Below are 19,632 nucleotides of genomic sequence, written 5' to 3' on the forward strand. Positions count from 1 at the left end.
GACGCGGGCGGCGATGACGACGCGGGCGGCGATGACGACGCGGGCGGCGATGACGACGCGGGCGGCGATGACGACGCAGGCGGCGATGACGCGGGTGGCGGCGATGACGACGCTGGTGGTGACGACGCTGGTGGTGACGACGCTGGTGGTGACGACGCTGGTGGTGACGACGCTGGCGGCGATGAGGTTGGCGGCGGTGCGGGCGAAGAACTGGATGCCGATTCCGACGACAGCACCGGTAGCTGGGAATTTGCCGAGGTGGAAGACGAAGCCGCGCGCGAAGAATTGGACGATCGCGACGAAGTGGACACTGACCGTGATGGCTTCCGCTATCGCCGGAGCGAGTTTATTGCTCTCGACCTAACCGAAGAAGACCTCTCCGAACTGCGCGAAACCGGGTTCGAAGTGCTTTCCACCGATCAATTGGCCAGTCTCGATAGCACGCTCCACCTGCTGCGCGGCCCGGCCCAGCTCTCCGATGAAAACGCACTGGATGCGCTTTCTGCCATGGCTGATCCAGATACCATCGGCCTAAACCATTTGTTTGATTCCAGCTCTGTCAGAACCAGCCGCGCGCGCGGCACAGCGGTCCCGCAACGGTCTGCCTGCGGCTGCGAGATCGGTCTGATCGATACGGGCGTCGCATCCAGCCTTTCGTATTTTCGCCACGTCACTCTGAACCAGCGCGCTTTCAACGGCAGGAACCCCCAGCCGCGCTTGCATGGTACGGCCGTTGCACATTTGATCGCCGGAACCCGCAGCAATTCTGCTCGCCCCACGAAAATCCATATCGCCGACATTTTCAGCGGGCCACGCGCGACCTCCGGGTCCAGCCATGCCTTGATCCGTGCGCTTGACTGGATGGCCGCGCAGGGTGTGCCGGTCATCAATGTCAGCCTGTCCGGGCCGCGTAATCCCGCGGTCGCTGGCGCGGTTGCAAGGGTCGCTCGGCAAGGTCACATAATTGTCGCCGCCGCGGGGAATGATGGGCCGGCTGCGCCCCCGGTGTTTCCCGGTGCTTACAGTGGGGTGGTAGGCGTGACGGCCGTCGATGCCTCTTCGCGGGTCTATCGCTATGCCAATCGCGGCGATCATGTCGACTTCTCGGCACGCGGCGTTGCAGTGACTGCCATCGATGCGCAGGGGGCGGTGCGCGATGCAACCGGCACGTCATTTGCTGCCCCGGTGATTGCAGCTCGGCTGGCCGGGCAATTGCAGCGCCCCGATGCCACCGCTGCGCAGCGGGCCATCCGCAGCCTGGAGGCGCAGGCGCTTGACCTTGGGCCGCGCGGGCGCGACCCGATTTATGGCGCGGGCTTTATCGGGGAACGTGACTGATGTTCGCGCTGTTTGCTGCCGCACTGGTGCTGCCCGGACTGAGCACCGCACCCGCCTATAATCCCGGTGACGCCTTCGTTTTTTCAAACGGGAGGGTCGAACGGGTTGTCGCAGCTGAAGATGATCGGATCACCTGGTCGGGACTGACTGGTACCAGCTACGAACGCAGCCGCAGTTTCTTCGTTCCGATCCTTGCCTGGCGCCGGGGACGCGGCACAGGCATGCGCGAAGTGCGCGGCAATCCGGAACGGCTGTGGCCGATGACTCAGCCAAAAACCGTGCGTTTCCGTGCAATCACCGAAACGCGAACCTCGCCCATGGCCAATGCAAAGCGCTCGGTCAGCCTGTGGGTTTGCAAGACGAATCGGGAAAAGTCGATCACGGTTCAGGCGGGAACTTTTGCGGCAGTCCCGGTCCTTTGCGACCGCTACTCAACCACCACAATGCGGCTGATTGAGAGGCGGGGATGGGATTATGCGCCCGAGCTGGGCCATTATGTCCGCCGCACGTCCATCAATTATCTGCGCGGCACAAACACCAGCATCGAACTGGTCGCGGCGCTTACCGGACCAGCGGCAACAACCGCACGGCTGACCGCGCTTGCACGCCGCGCACGGCAATCCGCTGCGGCGCAACGACGCTAATTCCACGTTCTAGCGGACGCGCAGTTGTTTCGTCATTCGTTGACGATTGGCAAGGCCGCTTCGTCGCTGATCGTAAGGTTGGCGAAATGGGCGCGCGATCCGTCACCAACCCATAGGCCAATCGGTCCGGTCACGTCCGGTTGGCGCAAGTCATCAATCGACAACACCAAAGCATCATCGACAAAGGCTTGCAGTGCCGAACCCCGAATGTGCAACCTTAAGCGGTGCCATGTACCAAGAGCCACATTTGCGGGCTGTTCGTAGTGATCCGGACGCAACGCGCGTGAATCGGCGAAATGAAAACCCGGATGCGCCACATATTGCACCGCTCGCGCGTTGCGCGGCGAGGGTGGCAATGGGTCGTTGGCAGTGCCATTGGCCATCCGCAGATAGACCGCTTCGAATTGCTCACCATCTGCTGACACGTGGAAAGCAATGCCTGCAAAGCCTCGCGCATCCCTGCCCCCACGCCCGTTGATTTCCGCCGCCACATCGACTTCGATCACGCCATTGGCGAAGGGGAAATCGAACAGGGCAAATGTCGGGCGGTTTCCGCCAGCCCCGGCCAGTTGAGCAGCTTGTTCTTCATCCGACAGTTCGACGCGTAGCGCTGACCGACCCTGGTGTTCAGCGGGCTCGAAGATCACGCCGATGGCTTCCGGCGATGGCGGATCAGCCAGCGCCGCGGTCTGAACGAGAAACGCAAGCGCAAGAGTTACGGGCAGTTTCAACATTCTGTCTTTCCTCTAAATGTTGCCAGGATCCTCGCAGCGTTTGCCAACTCCTGAACCGGCAAGGCCCATCTGGCAAAACGAATTCCGTCATAGTCCGCCTCGCCCGCGCGGCGCGCTCCAATGCGTGCCAATGCGCGCGGTGAGCGCGACAATGGCAGCAACACACTCGCGTCGCGGATGGACGTGTTGTGCACCAGCCAAGCGCAAGCGGCGCGAGTGATGACCATACCTAGGGAAAAGAACTCGGCGCGCAGCACCAGACCATAGTCCCAGTCTGGCCCCTCTTTTTGAAAGCCGCCCCATCCTGCATAGGCGCCGTCAATCATGATCGCCCAATGGCCCAGACCATCGCGCGCCCACGCCGCTGCCTTATCGGACAGAAACCGGGTGAGCACGGCGTCATCCCATTGCGCCCTTAACAAGGGCAGATGGCGCGCAATTCGCGGATCTCGCATATGGGCCATAAGATCGGTGCGAGGCACCGATTCCAGTGCGATGAATGTGACTTGCGGCGCAGGCCTGCAGTTTTCTTTTACCGGTTGCATCAAAACCTGCCGCACAGTTTCCAAGGTTTCTTCAGCCATTATTCGCGTCCGTATTGCTATGGGTTACTGACACGCCCGCCAGCCTTAAGAACCGCAACGACGCGCGCCTGCAATTGCGGGATCAGGTCCCGTTCAAACCATGGGTTGCGGGTCAGCCACATGCGGTTGCGCGGGCTGGGGTGCGGCAAAGTGACAGACTTCGGCAGGGTCTCCCGCCAACGCAAAACCCGGTTGGTCAGCGTCTCCTTGCCACCGGAAAAATGCCAGGCGGCGGCATATTGCCCGACGATGATCGTGAGTTGAAGGTTCTGCATCCGCGACAACAATGCATCGCGCCACAAATTCGCGCAAATCGGCGGCGGTGGCAGATCGCCGCTCTTTCCGCTGCCGGGAAAGCAGAATGCCATCGGCACAATCGCAAAGGCCGCAGAATCATAAAATGTGTCGCGCTCCACTCCCAGCCAATCGCGCAACCGATCACCCGACGGATCGTCGAACGGAATGCCCTTGGCATGGGTGCGGCTTCCCGGGGCCTGGCCGGCAATCAAGATCGGTGCAGCACGATCCCATTGCAATATGGGCCGGGGACCAAGCGGCAGATCCTGACACTGCGTACACTTCCGTATTGCACTCAGCAATTCGCTATCGTTCAGGCCTGCCGCTGTGATCATCGGGTTCGCTCCTTTGCGTGCTACCTTCAAGTCAATTGGATACCAATTGCGAGAATTGCAGCCCAAGACACCAGATAGCTCGGCGTGCGCAGATACGGGATACCAAGCGAATAGACGATGTAATGGACGACGCGGGCGTAATAGAACACCATCGCGCACTGGCCGACAAAGCCTGCGTCAACCCGGTCCGGCAGAAACCCTGCCGCCACGATCACCGCCACAAATGCCGGGAGCGTTTCGACCATGTTGAGATGCGCACGCTTGACCCGCTGAGCCCAAAGCGGGGGTTCGGGTTCGACTGCTGGAAAGCGATCAGGGTAATTGTTCAGAAAGTCCCCGATTCCCCACACGAATAGGCGCGAGAGGATGTAGGGAACCCACATCAGGACGGTGAACACCCCCGACAGGGCCAAAAAGTAATATGCCTGTTCCATATCTTGTGCCCTTTCTTAGGCTGCGAAACCGTTGTGGATCGCTTCGAGTTTGTGCCCGAATGGGTCGCGGACGAAGGCGGTGTAGACATCGCTGGCAGGGTAATCGGGACGCGGCCCCGGTTCGCCAGCGCAGACCCCGCCATGCTGTATGGCGACCGCATGGAATTGATCGACAGCGGCCGTCGCTTCGGCGCGAAAGGCAACATGGGTGCCGTTGCCGCGCGTATATTCCTCACCGTCAGTGGGTATCATCAGCAGGAACTGCACCGCGCCTTTGCCATAGGCAGCAAAGGCTTCATTGGCTGCCATGCAGGACAGGCCAAGCGCCTCCATTGCGGGATCGTAAAATTGCCGGGCGGTTTCGATCGACGGAACGCCAAGGCTGATATGGTCGAGTGTGTTCATTGGATTTTTCCCTGTTAGATGGATGGCGGCAGCTCCGCGCGGCCTTAGGGGGAAGCGGAGGACCGGCTGCGAAGCCGCCGCCATCCGGGCTACCGCATCAAAGTTCTGCGGCAGCCGTGCTGCGGATCTGGCGCCAATTGGCTGCTGCCTTGCGGATCGTTCCGGCTTCATCCTTCTGGAAGGCTTTCAGAATGTCCTCGTTGAGGAACACGTAAAGCTTACCATCGACGACAGCGGCGTAACGCGGGTCACCGTCGAATTTCTTGCCGACCGAAACGCCGAACGTGCAGTAGCCGCCATTTTGAGGCGTGAACCGGCCGGGAGTGGCCTGGAACGCATCGAGGTTTTCCTGCGAGGTAAAGTAATAGGCGACGCCTTCATGCACTGCGGTGAATTTTGCAGTGCCTTCGATGCGGTTGCCCAGCGTGACGAAAGCGACAGGATCGACCCCGTGCAGGCCCAGCGGGGCACCGGCAGCGGTAAGTCCGTTTGACACATTGTTTTCTTCGACGGCCAGTGCCGGCGATGCAAAACTAACAAGCTGCGCCGCAATCAGCGCGGCAATAATCGGCTTCTTCATGATTTTACTCCAATAATGTTGGGGTTGAGAAAGTGACTGTTCAGGCAGCCTTGGTCGAAACAACCGGGAAATCGATTTCGGTTGCAGCGATGTGGTTGAAATAATTGGTGAAGATGTTCATCGCGGTCACGGCGATGAGCTCTGCGAGGTGACCTTCATCGAACCCGGCACGGAAAAAGGCTTCGATTTCACCGTCACTGATGACGCCGCGCTGGCTGACGATCTTGCGCACCATGGTCACCAAAGCGCCCTTGGCATCGGCCAGTTCGCCGCCTGCAACGACGGTCTGCATGTCGGCTTCGTCGAGACCTGCCATCTTGCCCAGCGCCGTATGCGCCGATGCACAATAGTCGCAGCTGTTTTCGCCAGCCGCTGCCAAAGCGATCAATTCGCGCTGCCCGGCGGTGAACCGACCACCAGATAGCGCCTCGCTCAGACCCAGATAAGCCTGAAGCGCGGCGGGCGATGCGGCCATCGTTGCCATGATGTTGGGCACGCCGCCCATCTTTTGACGGATAGCTGTGAACAAGGGAGCCACCGCTGCGTCTGCGGTGTCGGCCGGGATTGCGGAAATTCGTTGCATGGAAGTGTCTCCGTGTTTGCGTTGTGAACGCGGCGGAGATGCTACCAATGGGACGAAAGGGCAATATACCGGCTATATATTGGGATTATGGGTTAATCCAATAGGACGATATGCAAAATCAAGCCGCCATTCGCATGCGGAATCCTGTCGGGGTTTCGCCAAACATATTGGTGAAAGCGCGGGTGAAGGCGGCGGGTGACTGGTATCCGATTCGCCCGGCGACCTCTTGCACCGACAGGCGTCCCTCGCGCAGCATCGCGCAGGCTTTCTGCAACCGCCATTCCGCAAGATAGGTCAGCGGGCCGCAGCCGACCAATTCCTGAAACCGCGCGGCAAACCGGCTGCGTGACATGGCCGCCTCGCCCGCCAGAGTGTCGACGGTCCAATGCGTGGCGACATCGCGGTGCATGGCCTGGATCGCACGGGAAATCTTTGGATCGGCCAAAGCCTCCATCAACCCGCTCAATTGCTCGGACTGCGCCGAACATGACCGGATGGTTTCGATAAAGATGATCTCCGACATCCGCCGGACGACCGCGATGGAGCCCGGATTGTCGTCTGCCATCTGCCTTGCCATCAACCGCAGCGCTTCATCCAGCCAGAACGACGCGCTGCGCATACCGGCGCTGAGATGGATCATAGCGGGTAGCGAGCGCAGCAGCGGGTGGTCCCCGCCCTCGGCAAAGGTGAAATGTCCGCACATCAATTGCGTGGCAGCGCGCTCACATCCGTCGCCCACGATAAAGGTGCCATTACCGGTATAGCCATTGTCTTGCATGACCGTTTCAAGGCCAACGGGCCTCCGTTCGGGCGTGTCGGACAACACATGTGCCGCGCCGCAAGGCACCAGCACCAGATCGCCTTGCCTGAGATGGATCGGATCATCGTCGCCAGCGCGCACGTAACATTCACCCTGCACCGCAAAGTGAAACCGGATCGCAGCGGCATAATCCGGAACCCCGATGGACCACGGGCTGTTGAAACAGGTTCTGAAATAGAACTGCCCCTGAAGGGCGAGCGAATCAAGAATATCGCTCAAAAGGTCCATCGGCGCTGCTCCCGGTTAATTTTGGCAAGGACGGGACCGATGCCGCGCACCGGCCCCGCATCATGCTTAGAAGTTGTAGAGAATTCCCGCCAGCACCTGATGCCGGTCCCAGCTTGCGCCGCCGGAACCCAGATCACTGTAACGATATTCGACGCGGGTGCGGATGGCATCGCCAAAGCCATATTCCAGGCCCCCGCCTGCCAGCCACCCATCGGCATTGTCTGCGTCGCGCACGGTGGGCGAACCGGTCTCGATCAAAGTCGCTTCGACGCGGCTGTTCTGATACCCGCCGCGAAGATAAACGAGCGCCTTATCGCTGACAAGATAACCGGCGCGGGCGGTGAATTCGAACGAATATTCGGGATCGAGTTTGATCGACCCGGAGGTGTCCTGCAGTTGTAATTCATCCTCTGCACCAATGCCGATGGCTGCCTCCACGCCCAGCCGGACCTTGGGCGCGACTGCGTGATCGTATCCGGCAAATAGCTGGAAATAGGCCGCATCTGCGGTCAATTCATCGGGCAGCGCGGCACCGTCACCCAGTTGCGGGCCGATTTCGTCGCGATTGTATCCGGCGGCTGCGCCGACAAATGGGCCTTCGAACTGTTCGGCCTGCGCCGGTGATGACAGCGTGATGATGGCAAGCGGCGCAATCAGGATCGCACCAAAACGGGTATTCATGTCCATTCCTTTATTGATCAGCGCCCAAGATCAGCGCAACCGCGCACCTAGGAAAGTTGGACGCGATGACAATTCTATGGGTGGATATTGGGATTTGACGCAAAGAAAATGGGACGATGCGCAAGTCATTCGCCTGGGCCGGCACCTGCAGACTGCAAGTGCACGCTGATCGCAAGGGCTAAACGAGACCAGCCTGATGATCTTCCAGATTGGTTCCGAAAGCCGCTATCATCCCAAGGATAAACGGAACCGCGCCTCGCGCTGCTGGCCATTCGCTCCAATCACGACGAGGCGAATAATCCACACCGCAGAGCCGCGGAAACGCTCCGCCGGAACAATCCCAAGCCGCCCGCCAGGATTGGCAGCGACAGGGTCGATCACCCGCGTCCATTGCTGCGGATCTTCGCCCGCCCCGATCTCGACATAGGCAGCCGAAAGCCGGTCCGCGGCCACACTGCCGTTGACAGCAACGCCGGTGCCTTCGGCGGTCTGGACCACCTCTACGCCGCTGATCGCAGCGGTGACAAAGCTGTCAGGTTCGGCCTGCAACGCCGCTGCCGCATTGACCATGCCATAGCCGCTGAACTGGTCGACACCCGGAATGCCAACATCGCGCGCCGTTGAAATCAGGATATTGCGGAGCTGCGCAGGCGTAAGCTCAGGCCGAGCCGACAACAGCAGCGACGCGATGCCGGTTACAATTGGCGCGGCAAAGCTGGTGCCAGAGGCGCGGTAATAGCGGCGATCCTCACCGACATAGGCCGCGCCCGGAGTGTAGTTGGCACCCGGTATGTCGCGCAAGGTATCGGTCCGCCGCGCGCGCAGCGAGAGGATATCGACCCCCGGTGCCAGCAAGTCGATGGCCGAACCGTAATTCGAAAAAGGCGCGCGCAGATCGTCAAGCCCAGCGGCCCCCACCGTGATAACCTGTTCAGAGCTGGCCAGCCCGAAACCTTCGACCGGCTGGCCGTCATTGCCCGCAGCGACCACGATCAACACGCCTTTTTCGGTTGCATAGCGCAGCGCCTCGCGCTCCACCTCGGTCAGGCCCGGGCCGCCAACCGACATATTGATGATGCGTGCGCCATTGTCCGCTGCATAGACAATCGCCCGCGCGAGATACGAGGCGCGGGTGTTGCCAAAGGTGTTGAGCGCGCGCAGCACCATGATCCGCGCATGCGGGTTCACTCCGGCAACGCCCACGCCATTGTTCCAGCCAGCGGAAATCTGTCCGGTGACAAAGGTGCCGTGCCCGTCATGGTCCCAAGGCTGGTTTGAATTGTCGAGAAAGTTCCAGCCGATCATGTCGTCGACATAACCATTGCCGTCATCATCAACGCCGTTGTCGGCGATCTCGCCGGGATTGGTCCAAAGTGCATTCCAGTCGACGTCCAGATGGTTCCAGTCGAGACCGGAATCGATCACCGCGACAATCACCGGCGCGGGATTCGCTGGCAGTTGCCGCCATGCCGACTGCGGGCCGCTGCCCAACCCGACGCGATCGGCCCACCAACTGTCGGGATAATCCTGCTGCCAGGTGCCGTTGCTGGCCATGAAAGGATCGGCGGGGACTTGCGCCTGTGCCTGACCGGCCAGCGTCAACAGCGCCATCATCGCAGCAGCAAGGGCGGCTCGCATGTTCAACCGGCTCATCATTCGTGCTCCTCGTGAAATTGCGCCAGATCGAGCGCGGTTCCGGGCAGTTCTTCGTGCGGATCGGGCGGAGTGAGCACCCGCGCACCCGCAGGCGGGACGCGGTCGCCCAGCTTGCAGGCATGGTATTCGGTGACCGCCGCCGGTTCCTTGATCCGGCACAGGTTTGGCTCGATCAACAGGAACGGAAATTCGAGCCGCAATTGCGCGGTGATCCGCTCGCCCTGATCCTTGTCGAACATCAGCGTACCGAAGGTAAAACCACCAATCGTCCCAAAGTCCGAAAACCGCCCGAAGAGCGCTTCGCGTGACAATACGCCGGCCAGATGTTCGGGCCTTTCAGCGAGCACATTGACGCTGTCTTGCGGGGTCGCATCATATTCCACACGGATGCGGCCGCCCAAGGTGACGCCGCTGTCGCATTCGCGCGAGGCATCGAAATTGAACCGGAGGCGCTGGCTGACCTTGGTTGTTGGAGTGCAAGCTTCTTGCCCCGCCTCGTCATAGGCCAAACCAATTCTGCCTGACCCGGGAAGCCGAATATCCGAAGGCACCGATAATTGCGCATCGCCATTGCGGTCGGTCACCGCCTGCACCGGATCGGCGGCGTGATCGTCCTGCGGACGCGCGCCGCCGGGGGTGGGTAGAGCTTGCGCGAGCTGCGAAGGGGCAAAAAGGCGGACCACCTGACCGCCCAGTTCGCTGGCGTCACTGCCGCGCGCGATGGCATCCGAGGTAGCCTTCACATTGACGATAACCGGCGGCGTGACGGGCTGAGGCCGCGGTTCAGGCTCTGGGACAGGTTCTCCGGGATCAGGCGGTTCTTCGCCGGTGGGAAAGGGGCGTTCCCGCGTGCGCTGACATTCGGGGAACACTTCGTCCAATCGCATTTCCAGCGCATCTGCCCGCGCCTTCGCCGCACGTCGGTCCTCTGGGCTGAAGGCAGGATTCATGGCGTCGCGGACCTCCTTTTCGAGGCCATCTCGAAGCAAATTGAATTCCTCGCACGGAGGCAGGTCTTCAGGGATCGGGGCGGAGGGGAACGGCATTTCGCGGAAGGGGCCGCCGCTGGGGGGCTGCTCTTCTTCTCCCTGCTCGGGAGGCGGTTTGGGCAGACATTCCTCAGCGATCTGACGAACCCGCGCCTCCAGTTCCTCGGCCCGGTTCAAAGCCGCCAGCCGATCTTGCGGAGAATAATTCTCGTTGGCGGCGTCCTTATATTCCTTTTCGATCGCTTGCCCCAGCAGGTCTAGCTGCTCGCAAGGCGGCAAATCCTCCGGCAGCGGGGCCGAGGGGAATGGGCGCTCGCGGAAGATCCGCTCACCCGGCTCACCCGCAGGACCGGGATCTTCGCCCGGTGGCTCGCTTGGCGGCGGCACTTCACCGACCGGTGGTCCTTCTCCAGAAGGCGGAGGCACTGGTTCTTCCAGCGGCAGGAAAAACGGAATGAACAGCGGATTGGCTTCGGTGAAGGTGCAGAACGTTGTGCTGTCGAAAGCAAAGGTCAGTCCGGTTTCGGGAAATGTCAGCGCCGCATCATCGTCTTGCGGGCAATCATCGATCAGTCCAACCGGTTTCAGCAAAGGCCGCATCTGCTCCACTCGCTCCAGCAAGACAGTCAGCGCGCGGCCCCAGCTTTCACGCCGACTGCCATCGGGTAATTGATAGGTAAAGTCGGGCAACCCAGCAGAGACAGGTTCCCGCGAACCGGGCCCGCAATTGGCCCGCAACATGCAGCCAATCAAATCAGCCTGCACACCGCGCAGGGCGGCCAAGGCATCAATGGTGGCAAAACGCCGGTCCTGAACCTTTTGCAGCGCGATGAAGGCCTGGCCGCGCACGGCTGCCTCGCTACCCGATTGCTGGATCAGATCGGCAAGCCTTTGCTGACGTTCGGCCAGTTGTCCCTTGGCATATGTCGAAAGCAATTGCTGAACGATCTCGCCCGCATCCGCCAGCGAGCTGGTGGCTCTTGGAGCCGGACCCGAACCTGAAAATCCGATAACGCTGCCGCGCAGCGCCTGCGCGGCGGTTGGTGCGCGCGCGGTGACATTGATGCCTTGCGCCGCGATGGCGGACTGAGCGCTGGTCGCAGCCTGCCGCAGCGCGGCCTCGGCCGCCTCGACCTTGGTCAGTGCTCCGCCAAGAGAGCCAGTGACCGCCGCTGAATCGCTTACCTCCAGCCCGCGCAATTGTTCGGCTATCAGCCCCAGCTTGAACGCGCTCAGCAATTTGTCCGCGCGGCTGCTGTCTCCGCTGGCCAGGCTTTGCACCGAACCGATGACGGTTGCGATCTGTGCGAGCGAATCGGAGAACCGGATCAGCGCATCCTGCACCGCTATCGCTTCGATCAATGCCGCTTGCTGCGCGCCCGTGGTGGATTCGTTCGCCACCAGATTGCTGAAATGCGCAAGAATATCGCGGTTCGCCAATTCGAGATAACGCTGCTGCGTTTCGAGCAAGCCGATCATGATGCCAACATCGCGTTCCAGCTGGCGCGCGTCTTCGCAGGTCTGAAACTGGGGACACTCCATCGTCTTGCAGCGCTCTGCCATCTCGGCAAGCACCTGAGCGCGGGCGATAATATCCTGAAGGTCGGCGATCCCGGCTGCGCCCAGTGCGCGGTCGATGGCGCTGGCCTCGCGCTCGATCACATCGGCGGGCAGCGGCGCGGGCTGGCCCTGCGCCAAGGCCGGGCTGGCCCACAAGGATGCGACCGCTATTGCCGAGGCAGCAAGCCATCCGGATCGGCGAAGGGTCATGCGTGATTGGATCATGGTTGCCCCCAGTCTGCTGATTCATTCAAGCTGAGCGCGGCACCCGGCAGTCCCTCGCGCGGATCGGGCGGAGTAAGCAACCGCGCACCGGGCGGCGGCGCGCGTTCGCCCAGCTTGCACGCATGGTATTCGGTCACCGCAGCCGGTTCCTTGATGCGGCACAGATTGTCCTCGACCTGTGCGCCGGGAAGGGCGTGCTCGATGTAACCCCGGATCAGCTCATCAAGGTCCGTGGGATAGACCAGAGTGCCGACCTGATAATCGCCGATCTGATCGACTCCCACCGTGTAATCGTCGAGACCAAAGCCAGCTAGGGTGTCTTGAAGTATAGCGCTGTCTCGCGGAGCAATCAGGTTGATGCTGGTATGGCCGGTCACGTCAATCGTCACTTCGATGTCGAAACCGCCGTGATGCGTGGGGTCCGGGTTGCCGAAGAAATCCAGCAGACCCGCCGTCAGCTGTGCGTCGCCATTGCTGTCGGTCACCGCCTGAAGGGGATCGGAATCATGGCCTTGCTGCGAACGCTGCGCCTGCTGTTCGCCCCCACCTGGCGTTGGCAGCGCGACGTCGATCTGTTCGGGCGCGAACAGGCGGATCACTTGCCCAGCGGTTTCCTGTGCCCGCGCCCCCTGATCGAGCGCATTGGAAGTCGCCTTTACGAATATATTGGAAGGCAGCGCGGGCGGCGTTTCGCTGATCGGATCTTCCGGATCTGTCGGCGACGGCGCAGGTCCAGGCAAATTTGGCGGTTTGCAAAGCTTGACCAACCGCGCTTCTTCCAAACGAAGTTCATCGGTACGATTATAGGTCCGGCGCACCACTTCTGCATCGAGTGGGGCGCTGGCGGCGCTGGCCTGTTCGATGAGTATGCGAATCTTGCGCAATTCTTCCTGCTCCTCGCGTACCCGGCGAAGTTGTTCGCATGGATCGCTCTCACCAGTTGGCACCCCACCTGCCAATGGCGGCTGTGCAGGAGGTGCACGGGGCGGCAATTCGTCAACGGGGTCTTCGGGATCTATCGGCGGCGGTGTAGCGGCAGGTGTTTCTGGCGGCGGATTGCAAAGGTCTACCAGCCGCGCCTCCTCAAGCTGAATTTCCTCGGCACGCAGGATGGATTTGCTGGCAACGTCAGCATCGATCGGGGCTCCGCTTTCGCGTGCTTTGGCAATAAGTTGCTGAATTCTGAGCAGCTCAGCCCGTTCCTGACGCAATCGGCGAAGTTGTTCGCACGGGTCGACCTCGCCTGATGGCGTTCCGCCCAAAGGAGGCGGTGCCGTGGGCGGTTCTCTGGTCGGAGGGCTGCTGGGCTGCGGGGTTTCAGCAGGCGTTGTTACAGGGCCGGAATCAGGCGTGACGAACACAGGCGTAAAAACCACATTGCCATCTCGGAACGTGCAGAAAGTGGTGCTGTCGCTGGCCAGAGGAAGCGCAAGATCCAATACGAACCGGCCCGCTGTGGCTGCACCAACCGCATCTTTGGGACCGCAGCGCGCCTTCAATTCCGCGATTTCTCGCACGGCAAGTGCTATTCGCTGGAGCAAGAAAAACTCGGCATTTCTTTCCCGTTGCGCAACCTCGCCAAGTATCGCCGATATCCGTTGCTCAGACGCAAACGGATCGTCGGTTAGCATTCGCTGGAGTTCGGTCCTAAAACGATCAGGCAGCCCAGCCTGCTCAATCTGCAATTCCTTCAGATTTTGCTCAAGCCGCTGAAGTTCCTCAGCATAAGAAGAAGGGCAAGGCGTAATTATTGGATTCGACCGAGCCGCGACGGAAAAGCCCGAAGCGTCGATTGTCGGATCGATAGATCGGGATAGGTCTGCTGTTGGACCAACCGGCAAGAGAGCACATGCCCTACGCAAACTATCCAATTGGGGCTTAAAACTCTGATTGAATTGAAATGCGACGAATGCTCTTTGATTTTCTGAGACAGCTTGTTGCAGCGAATTCAAAAGATCCCCAGCCTGGGCGAGGCGAATACACGGATCGCCCCCTCGATCAATGATCTGCGTCAATTCGGGAAGCGCCTCATCTACCCGCGTCGCGATCCATTCCTCTTCATCCTTCGTCAAAGATTGCGAGACGGTGCTCTGCGCATTCTCCAACGCCCTCGTTTGCGCCGCGGCGGGGTTGGGAACTGCCAACCCGGCTGCTGCGGCAATCGCTATCCAGATCAGGCGGAATCGCGCCTGCACCGATCATTCCAGCCCGATGGTCAGCAACACAAATGCGCCGTAACTGGTGCCCGAATCGAACCCGATTGCGGTCGGCTGATTTCGCACGAACAGATCATCACCGGTGCGCGGGTTGACGATTTGCGCGATCTTGTCCCGGTGATTGGCAAAGCCGTTGACCGAGACCGCCAGATTGCCGCCCAGCTTGACGCCAATTCCGGCAAATCCGCGCGCCGCAAAGGCAGTGCCGTCGCTTTCGTCATCCACCAACAGGGTGAAATTCGCATCCGGCCCGGCGCACAGATTGCAGATGACATTCTGCCTCGATTCAAGTGATACATCGTAGAAGTCGAGACCCAACCCCCCTCCTGCATGAAAGAACACACCCCTTTCCACCGTCTGGGAACCGTCATAGTCGAGGTTAAAGAACACGGTGATGCGATCATCATCCAATGACTGATCGTAATCCGCGCTGATGTCGTTCCCGAAAGTGGGAGAGGTGACGCGGGCAAATATATCGGTCTGCGTGCTGGCATATTGGAACGTAAATCCGAGGCCGACTTGCCCATCCAACCCGACCGGATGACGGTAGCCGCCGCCGACAGAGAAATGCTCCACTTCGCGCTCAATCGCAGTGTCGAGCCCGACATTGCCAAGGAACAGGCCAGTCGATCCGCTTGGCGCGAAATCGGTGAAGACGATGCCTGTGTCGATGTCGCCGCCGGGCGGGGTGGAATTGCTCGCCCGGTCACTGCCGTCGGCATAGCGGAAATCGAGGTGACCTGATCCGCCGAACATCGGGAAACTGGCCGAACCCCCGCCCACCGGGCCGCTGACACGGTCATCGGTCTGCGCGGCGAATTCTTCGCCATTGCCAAATATCAGCGTGCCTGCGCCCACGGGAGGCACGAACATCTCCCCATATCCGCCAAACAGATTGATCATCACGCGAGGGGTGTCTGGCCCGCCGGGCATATCACTGGGACCGCGCGGCACCGCCCGCGCGCGGTTGCCGGGCAGGTCGATCACCAGATCGCTGCCTCCGGGAACCATCGGCACCGCGATCCGCCGCTGCGGCTGACCGGGGACCGCCACAATCAGCGTTCCCGGCTCTGCTGTATCGCCGGGAAAGACGATCACGAGCGAGCCGTCGTCATCTTCTTCAACCGGCGCGGTCGTGCCATCGGGCAATTCAAAGCTCAAGCTGCCGCCCGGTATCTCTTGTCCGGTGCCGGTATCAACGATGACGCGCTGATTGAAAGCTGCCATCGCTGGCGCTGACGCGCCCGCGAGCAGACCGAGCACAATCGCAGATTTAAGAATTACCTTCTGATAACGCATGATTGCCCCCAAAGACAGTTGGTGATGAGTCGATGCGCAACCTAACAAGGCTCGCGTCGGGGGCCGTCATCAACATTAATGATGCGAACAGAATTTCCTGTCAGCGCAATTGCGCAGCGGTAATCACCCTGCGCACCACGGCGGCCTGATCCGGCGCGTCCAGTTTCATCTTTACCTGTGCAAATTGGGTGCGCACCGTATTGATGGAAATGCCGTTCGCCCTGCTATAAGCAGAAAGCGACAATCCGCCCGCAAATGCAATGGCAAGCTTGGCTTCGGCATTGGTCAATCCATACCAATCGATCAAACAGCGCGCGTCGAGCTGCAATTGCTGCTGTTCGGGCAACAGCCGCAACACCACCACCGGAGGAGCGGATGCGGCATCCTGTTCCAGTTGCAACTGGCTGGATCGGACAAACAACAAGGCACCATCCTTGCCATCCTGCAAGCGCGCCAGATGCATTTGTGCCTCTCCGGTTTGCCCATTTGGAACGAGCGCACTGGCGATGGCCGCCTCCAGTTTTGCATGCGCGGCGGGAGTGTTGCCTTGCAGCACACCCTCGCGGCAATGCAGCCAGCGTCCGCTTTCCAGAATATCCCTCGCGCGGAAATCGGCAAAGATCACCTCACGCGTGGCGCAAATCATCATGATTCCGTCTTGAGCTGATGAGGCATGGGTTTCAATCAGGGCTTCCACCAGAGCCTTGCGCCGATCGACGGTGCCAGACATGGTCAGCCGTTCGCGGAAGAACCGGGAGAGCCAGGTTTCGTTCTCGCGTTCGGCCCAAGCGCTGATTTCCTCAACCCGGCGCTGCAAGGTTGCGCGCAATTGGGCGGGTGTCACCCGGCTGACAGATGCCGATAGGTCGGCGGGCTCGCCTTCTTCGATCACGCCGCCATATCCCCAAAATGCGGATCTGGAATGGCCGCTTTCAAAAACTGCCCGATAGAGGCGAGTGAATCGCTGGCTTCGGGAATATAGGCCGCCAGTCGCTGCCAGACATGCGGCATGTTGCGCCAGATATCGAGCCGGGCCCGCCCGCCTGCGGCACGGATGCCATCCACAATGCGCCGGGAATCGTCGAGCAGCAGATCGGTGCTGCCGACATGCACCAATGTCGGGGGCATACCGTGCAAATCCGCGAGCGCCGGTGAAGCCAACGGGACTAACGGCGAATGGCCTTGAAGATAAAGTTCTGCACAGACCGAGACAAACTCCACATCTGACATGAAGGGGTCGCTGTTTGCGTTGTAGATCACCGAACCGCCTGAAAACGTAAGGTCGGCCCAGGGCGAAAGCGCAGAAAACGCCGCCGGCATGGGAATGCCGCGATCGCGCATCGCCACAAGCGCTGCAAGCGCGAGCCCTCCGCCCGCGCTGTCGCCAACCACCGCAATGCGGCCCGCCGGAGTTCCGGTGGCGAGCAAGTGGCGGTAGGCCGCGACAATATCCTCCACCCCCGAGGGGAAGGGATGCTCCGGGGCCAGCCGATAATCGACAGAAAGCACCCGCGCATCGCTTTCGCGGGCGATATGGGCGGCCAGAACATCGTGCAGCGCGTTGCGTTCCAGCACATAGGATCCGCCATGGACATACAGCACCGTGCGCGCCGCAGAATTGCCAATTCGGCGTGCCGTATCGCCAAACCATTCGCTTGGCACCGGAATGTCATCCGCATCGGCCCGCGCCACGTCGCGCGGAAATTTGGCCGCCACCCCTTCAAATCGCGCGAATCTGCGCCGCGTCCCTTCCCAGTCGTAATCAGGTGAGCGCATGTCGCGGCTGGGCAAGCGCCGCATCAGCCATACCATGCATCGGACATAGAACACTGCAAGACGGCCGCGCCATTCGTCAGGGTGAACCGGGGCTTCCTCTGCCCACCAGGCAGAAGTCAGTAGCGCGTTAAGATCATAGACCGCCGCAGCCATCGCTTGTCCCGCCGTCAACTCTCCCCAAGAACCAAACGCTAGACCTGTTTGCAAAAGCCGGTCAACCGCCCAAATGATGCGCCGTTGAATTGCCTTGAGATTATCGTTGAACGCAAAGGCGCCGCGCTCGTCTCACAAGCGAAAGCATCATCTACGCAGGGACCGCGATAACCTTCCCGCTGAACACCGACTGCCAATTCTGGATTTCTGCAAAGACTGCATCGTCAGTGGCGCGAACAATCTCGGTTGCGGCATCATAGGTCATGGCATTGCCCGGCGCTGACAGGATGGCATCGATACGGGTAGCGATCACATCGAGTTTTTCTGCGGTTACCTGGGAGATTTCGGCAAAGCGTTCAAAGTCCCCAAAATAGCGAATGCCTGCCAATGCGCTGCCAAGGGTGGGGAGCGCGACCGCCAGAACCGTAAACCATTTGGCCGCAAATTTGAGCCAGTCCGGGTCGACCAAACCGATCGCCGAAAATCCTGCCATGAACAGATACAGGCCCACGAATACAACCGCGCTGACAAACAGCCTTTCCGACAGCACGTCCAATCCATGATGCGCCCGGTTCAGTCGCAAGAACTTGGCGCGATGATAGGTCCGCTGAGGCACTACATGTTGGTCCCTCAAGGTCTCCAATGCGGCCCGAAGATAGGCCTTGTCGATCCTCGCTTCGGGCAAACCAACCGCTCTGACAGAGTGTTTCACATACCATTCCGGCCACCAACTGTTCGTGCCATGCGGCCATGCCCCGTTGGGCCGGGACACCCCCATCACCGCGAGCATCGAGCTATGCCGGAGATACTCGGCCGCGCGGCGCGTCTCAAACCAGCGGTCATGCAGCCGCATCTTTCGTCCCGCAGCGGTGTTGATCAGAATGGCAAGAAGGAACAACAATTCGCAGCCGGCAAAAATCCACTTCTGATCCGTGCTGACCAGCGGCAGATACAAAATACCCGAAATAATCGCACAGGCACCAAGGATGAAATTCACGGTCATGCCGGAACGATGGCGGTCAGACAGATTTGACGAAATCCCGTTGAGCCATGCAAACCGGGTGAGGATTTGAGCGTCGATGCTGCCTACGGTTCGATCATCACCAGCTGACATTGATCGGACAGCCTCCAACAATCCCTTTGCGCTTCCCTCCCCAATCGCGTTGGGGGCTTCGTAACGCTGCCGGACAGATGCCAATCGCTTCGCCCAAGTGGCCTCGCCGAACAGCGCCTCTACCCGCCGGAAAGCATGCCCAAGCAGAAGACTGTGACCGCGCCAGCGTTCCCTGCCCAGCCCGGCCAGACCAGTCTCTGTGGGCTTATTGCCGGGTCGCAAAGGCGAAACGGCCTGCGACACCACTTTCGCCAATGCAGACGCCTGCACATTGGCGTCCGTCTCGAATGTGGGACTTGCTAAGGCTTCGGGTGAGTGATGGACGGCCCAATTCTGCGGCACGGCAGGGTTGATCCAAAGCACCGGCACACCTGCTTTCAGCGCCGCAAGGGCTGTATGGCCCGTGCCGCCGACAATCGCAGTCGACTGTCCATCCCAGATCGCAACGATCAGGTCGGACTGTTCTATCAGAATTCGCCCGGCGATTTCTGCCCGGCGACCTATCTCGGCGGCAAAGGCGCTCGCCGCAGCCTTGTCTTCGGGAGCTTCCAGCGCCGTGCAGAACAAGTTTGAAAGCCGCTCGTCATTATCGGCCAATTCGAACACTTTGCCGCGGGCCGTCAGCCCTTTAATCGCCTCAATGCGCGCCCTTGTCGCTGGGTCCACGATCTCTTCGCCGCGCAAAATGGCCTTTGCGTCGCGCGCCTTGGCTGGCCTTGCATTGATCGCGGTGTTGAGCGCCCGGCCGAAGGGAAGCGGAATGGCGAGGTCCCAGCCGCGCTCCAGCCCCAGCCGCGCAGCCAGATGATCGGCACCGTCCGATAACAGCGTCAAGAGCCGTGGATGGGCCACCGCCGAGGGGATTTCGCGCCCTTCCAACGACTTCAAGATGGCTCTTATCTGCTCCAAGATGCCTGCAAGCGCGGCGGCAAGCGCTGCCTCGTCGGCAGGATAGGAGGGATGCGAGGCCCGGTGGCCCGT

Annotated in this window: 18 protein-coding genes; 2 read left to right on the forward strand and 16 right to left on the reverse strand. The window is 60.6% G+C overall.

Annotated elements, in window-relative coordinates; genetic code table 11:
• Positions 1-1,338, forward strand: a 1,338-nt coding sequence (locus ACM64M_RS13080) for a S8 family serine peptidase (RefSeq protein WP_416229150.1), incomplete at its 5' end; no start/stop codon positions are given.
• Positions 1,338-1,982: a hypothetical protein gene (locus ACM64M_RS13085; protein WP_416229151.1), complete on the forward strand. Its 645-nt coding sequence runs from the start codon at positions 1,338-1,340 to the stop codon at positions 1,980-1,982. The genes ACM64M_RS13080 and ACM64M_RS13085, both read left to right, overlap by 1 nt.
• Positions 1,983-2,014: 32 nt before the next feature.
• On the opposite strand, the gene ACM64M_RS13090 is transcribed toward ACM64M_RS13085, so the two are convergent.
• The 16 genes from ACM64M_RS13090 to ACM64M_RS13165 form a co-directional block, all read right to left on the reverse strand.
• Positions 2,015-2,716, reverse strand: coding sequence for a family 16 glycoside hydrolase (locus ACM64M_RS13090; RefSeq protein ID WP_416229152.1), 702 nt, complete (start codon positions 2,714-2,716; stop codon positions 2,015-2,017).
• Positions 2,710-3,300, reverse strand: a complete 591-nt coding sequence (locus tag ACM64M_RS13095) for a hypothetical protein (RefSeq protein ID WP_416229153.1) — start codon at positions 3,298-3,300, stop codon at positions 2,710-2,712. Before ACM64M_RS13095 ends, ACM64M_RS13090 begins: the two co-directional genes overlap by 7 nt.
• Positions 3,301-3,317: 17 nt before the next feature.
• Complete coding sequence (locus ACM64M_RS13100) at positions 3,318-3,809, reverse strand: uracil-DNA glycosylase family protein (RefSeq protein ID WP_416229154.1); 492 nt, start codon at positions 3,807-3,809, stop codon at positions 3,318-3,320.
• A 149-nt stretch (positions 3,810-3,958) separates the two neighbouring features.
• Positions 3,959-4,366: an MAPEG family protein gene (locus ACM64M_RS13105; protein WP_416229155.1), complete on the reverse strand. Its 408-nt coding sequence runs from the start codon at positions 4,364-4,366 to the stop codon at positions 3,959-3,961.
• A gap of 15 nt (positions 4,367-4,381) precedes the next feature.
• Positions 4,382-4,771 (reverse strand): VOC family protein, encoded by a 390-nt coding sequence (locus ACM64M_RS13110; protein ID WP_416229156.1) that lies wholly within the window; start codon positions 4,769-4,771, stop codon positions 4,382-4,384.
• Positions 4,772-4,868: 97 nt separating this feature from the next.
• On the reverse strand, positions 4,869-5,351 hold the full coding sequence (locus ACM64M_RS13115; RefSeq protein WP_416229157.1) for a YHS domain-containing (seleno)protein: 483 nt from the start codon (positions 5,349-5,351) through the stop codon (positions 4,869-4,871).
• 40 nt (positions 5,352-5,391) lie between these two features.
• On the reverse strand, positions 5,392-5,934 hold the full coding sequence (locus tag ACM64M_RS13120; protein WP_416229158.1) for a carboxymuconolactone decarboxylase family protein: 543 nt from the start codon (positions 5,932-5,934) through the stop codon (positions 5,392-5,394).
• Positions 5,935-6,052: 118 nt separating this feature from the next.
• Positions 6,053-6,982, reverse strand: coding sequence for a cupin domain-containing protein (locus ACM64M_RS13125; protein ID WP_416229159.1), 930 nt, complete (start codon positions 6,980-6,982; stop codon positions 6,053-6,055).
• Positions 6,983-7,048: 66 nt separating this feature from the next.
• Positions 7,049-7,663, reverse strand: coding sequence for an outer membrane protein (locus ACM64M_RS13130; RefSeq protein ID WP_416229160.1), 615 nt, complete (start codon positions 7,661-7,663; stop codon positions 7,049-7,051).
• A gap of 228 nt (positions 7,664-7,891) precedes the next feature.
• Complete coding sequence (locus ACM64M_RS13135) at positions 7,892-9,316, reverse strand: S8 family peptidase (RefSeq protein ID WP_416229161.1); 1,425 nt, start codon at positions 9,314-9,316, stop codon at positions 7,892-7,894.
• Positions 9,316-12,093: a hypothetical protein gene (locus tag ACM64M_RS13140; protein ID WP_416229162.1), complete on the reverse strand. Its 2,778-nt coding sequence runs from the start codon at positions 12,091-12,093 to the stop codon at positions 9,316-9,318. The genes ACM64M_RS13135 and ACM64M_RS13140 overlap by 1 nt, the downstream gene beginning before the upstream one ends.
• Positions 12,090-13,610: a hypothetical protein gene (locus tag ACM64M_RS13145; RefSeq protein ID WP_416229163.1), complete on the reverse strand. Its 1,521-nt coding sequence runs from the start codon at positions 13,608-13,610 to the stop codon at positions 12,090-12,092. Before ACM64M_RS13145 ends, ACM64M_RS13140 begins: the two co-directional genes overlap by 4 nt.
• A 681-nt stretch (positions 13,611-14,291) precedes the next feature.
• Positions 14,292-15,608 (reverse strand): hypothetical protein, encoded by a 1,317-nt coding sequence (locus tag ACM64M_RS13150; RefSeq protein ID WP_416229164.1) that lies wholly within the window; start codon positions 15,606-15,608, stop codon positions 14,292-14,294.
• Between the two features lie 100 nt (positions 15,609-15,708).
• On the reverse strand, positions 15,709-16,500 hold the full coding sequence (locus tag ACM64M_RS13155; RefSeq protein WP_416229165.1) for a helix-turn-helix transcriptional regulator: 792 nt from the start codon (positions 16,498-16,500) through the stop codon (positions 15,709-15,711).
• On the reverse strand, positions 16,497-17,555 hold the full coding sequence (locus ACM64M_RS13160; protein ID WP_416229166.1) for an alpha/beta hydrolase: 1,059 nt from the start codon (positions 17,553-17,555) through the stop codon (positions 16,497-16,499). Before ACM64M_RS13160 ends, ACM64M_RS13155 begins: the two co-directional genes overlap by 4 nt.
• Before the next feature lie 133 nt (positions 17,556-17,688).
• Positions 17,689-19,539: a hypothetical protein gene (locus ACM64M_RS13165; protein ID WP_416229167.1), complete on the reverse strand. Its 1,851-nt coding sequence runs from the start codon at positions 19,537-19,539 to the stop codon at positions 17,689-17,691.
• Positions 19,540-19,632: the final 93 nt, after the last annotated feature.

The organism is Qipengyuania sp. ASV99 (genome assembly GCF_047872805.1).
In the GTDB taxonomy this organism is placed as follows: domain Bacteria; phylum Pseudomonadota; class Alphaproteobacteria; order Sphingomonadales; family Sphingomonadaceae; genus Erythrobacter.

Excerpts from the sequence above, each read along its gene's own strand:
- ACM64M_RS13120 (WP_416229158.1), bottom strand. The coding sequence starts at position 5,934 with ATGCAACGAATTTCCGCAATCCCGGCCGACACCGCAGACGCAGCGGTG.
- ACM64M_RS13125 (WP_416229159.1), bottom strand. The coding sequence starts at position 6,982 with ATGGACCTTTTGAGCGATATTCTTGATTCGCTCGCCCTTCAGGGGCAG.
- ACM64M_RS13135 (WP_416229161.1), bottom strand. The coding sequence starts at position 9,316 with ATGAGCCGGTTGAACATGCGAGCCGCCCTTGCTGCTGCGATGATGGCG.
- ACM64M_RS13095 (WP_416229153.1), bottom strand. The coding sequence starts at position 3,300 with ATGGCTGAAGAAACCTTGGAAACTGTGCGGCAGGTTTTGATGCAACCG.
- ACM64M_RS13130 (WP_416229160.1), bottom strand. The coding sequence starts at position 7,663 with ATGAATACCCGTTTTGGTGCGATCCTGATTGCGCCGCTTGCCATCATC.
- ACM64M_RS13085 (WP_416229151.1), top strand. The coding sequence starts at position 1,338 with ATGTTCGCGCTGTTTGCTGCCGCACTGGTGCTGCCCGGACTGAGCACC.
- ACM64M_RS13110 (WP_416229156.1), bottom strand. The coding sequence starts at position 4,771 with ATGAACACACTCGACCATATCAGCCTTGGCGTTCCGTCGATCGAAACC.
- ACM64M_RS13105 (WP_416229155.1), bottom strand. The coding sequence starts at position 4,366 with ATGGAACAGGCATATTACTTTTTGGCCCTGTCGGGGGTGTTCACCGTC.
- ACM64M_RS13140 (WP_416229162.1), bottom strand. The coding sequence starts at position 12,093 with ATGATCCAATCACGCATGACCCTTCGCCGATCCGGATGGCTTGCTGCC.
- ACM64M_RS13090 (WP_416229152.1), bottom strand. The coding sequence starts at position 2,716 with ATGTTGAAACTGCCCGTAACTCTTGCGCTTGCGTTTCTCGTTCAGACC.
- ACM64M_RS13150 (WP_416229164.1), bottom strand. The coding sequence starts at position 15,608 with ATGCGTTATCAGAAGGTAATTCTTAAATCTGCGATTGTGCTCGGTCTG.
- ACM64M_RS13115 (WP_416229157.1), bottom strand. The coding sequence starts at position 5,351 with ATGAAGAAGCCGATTATTGCCGCGCTGATTGCGGCGCAGCTTGTTAGT.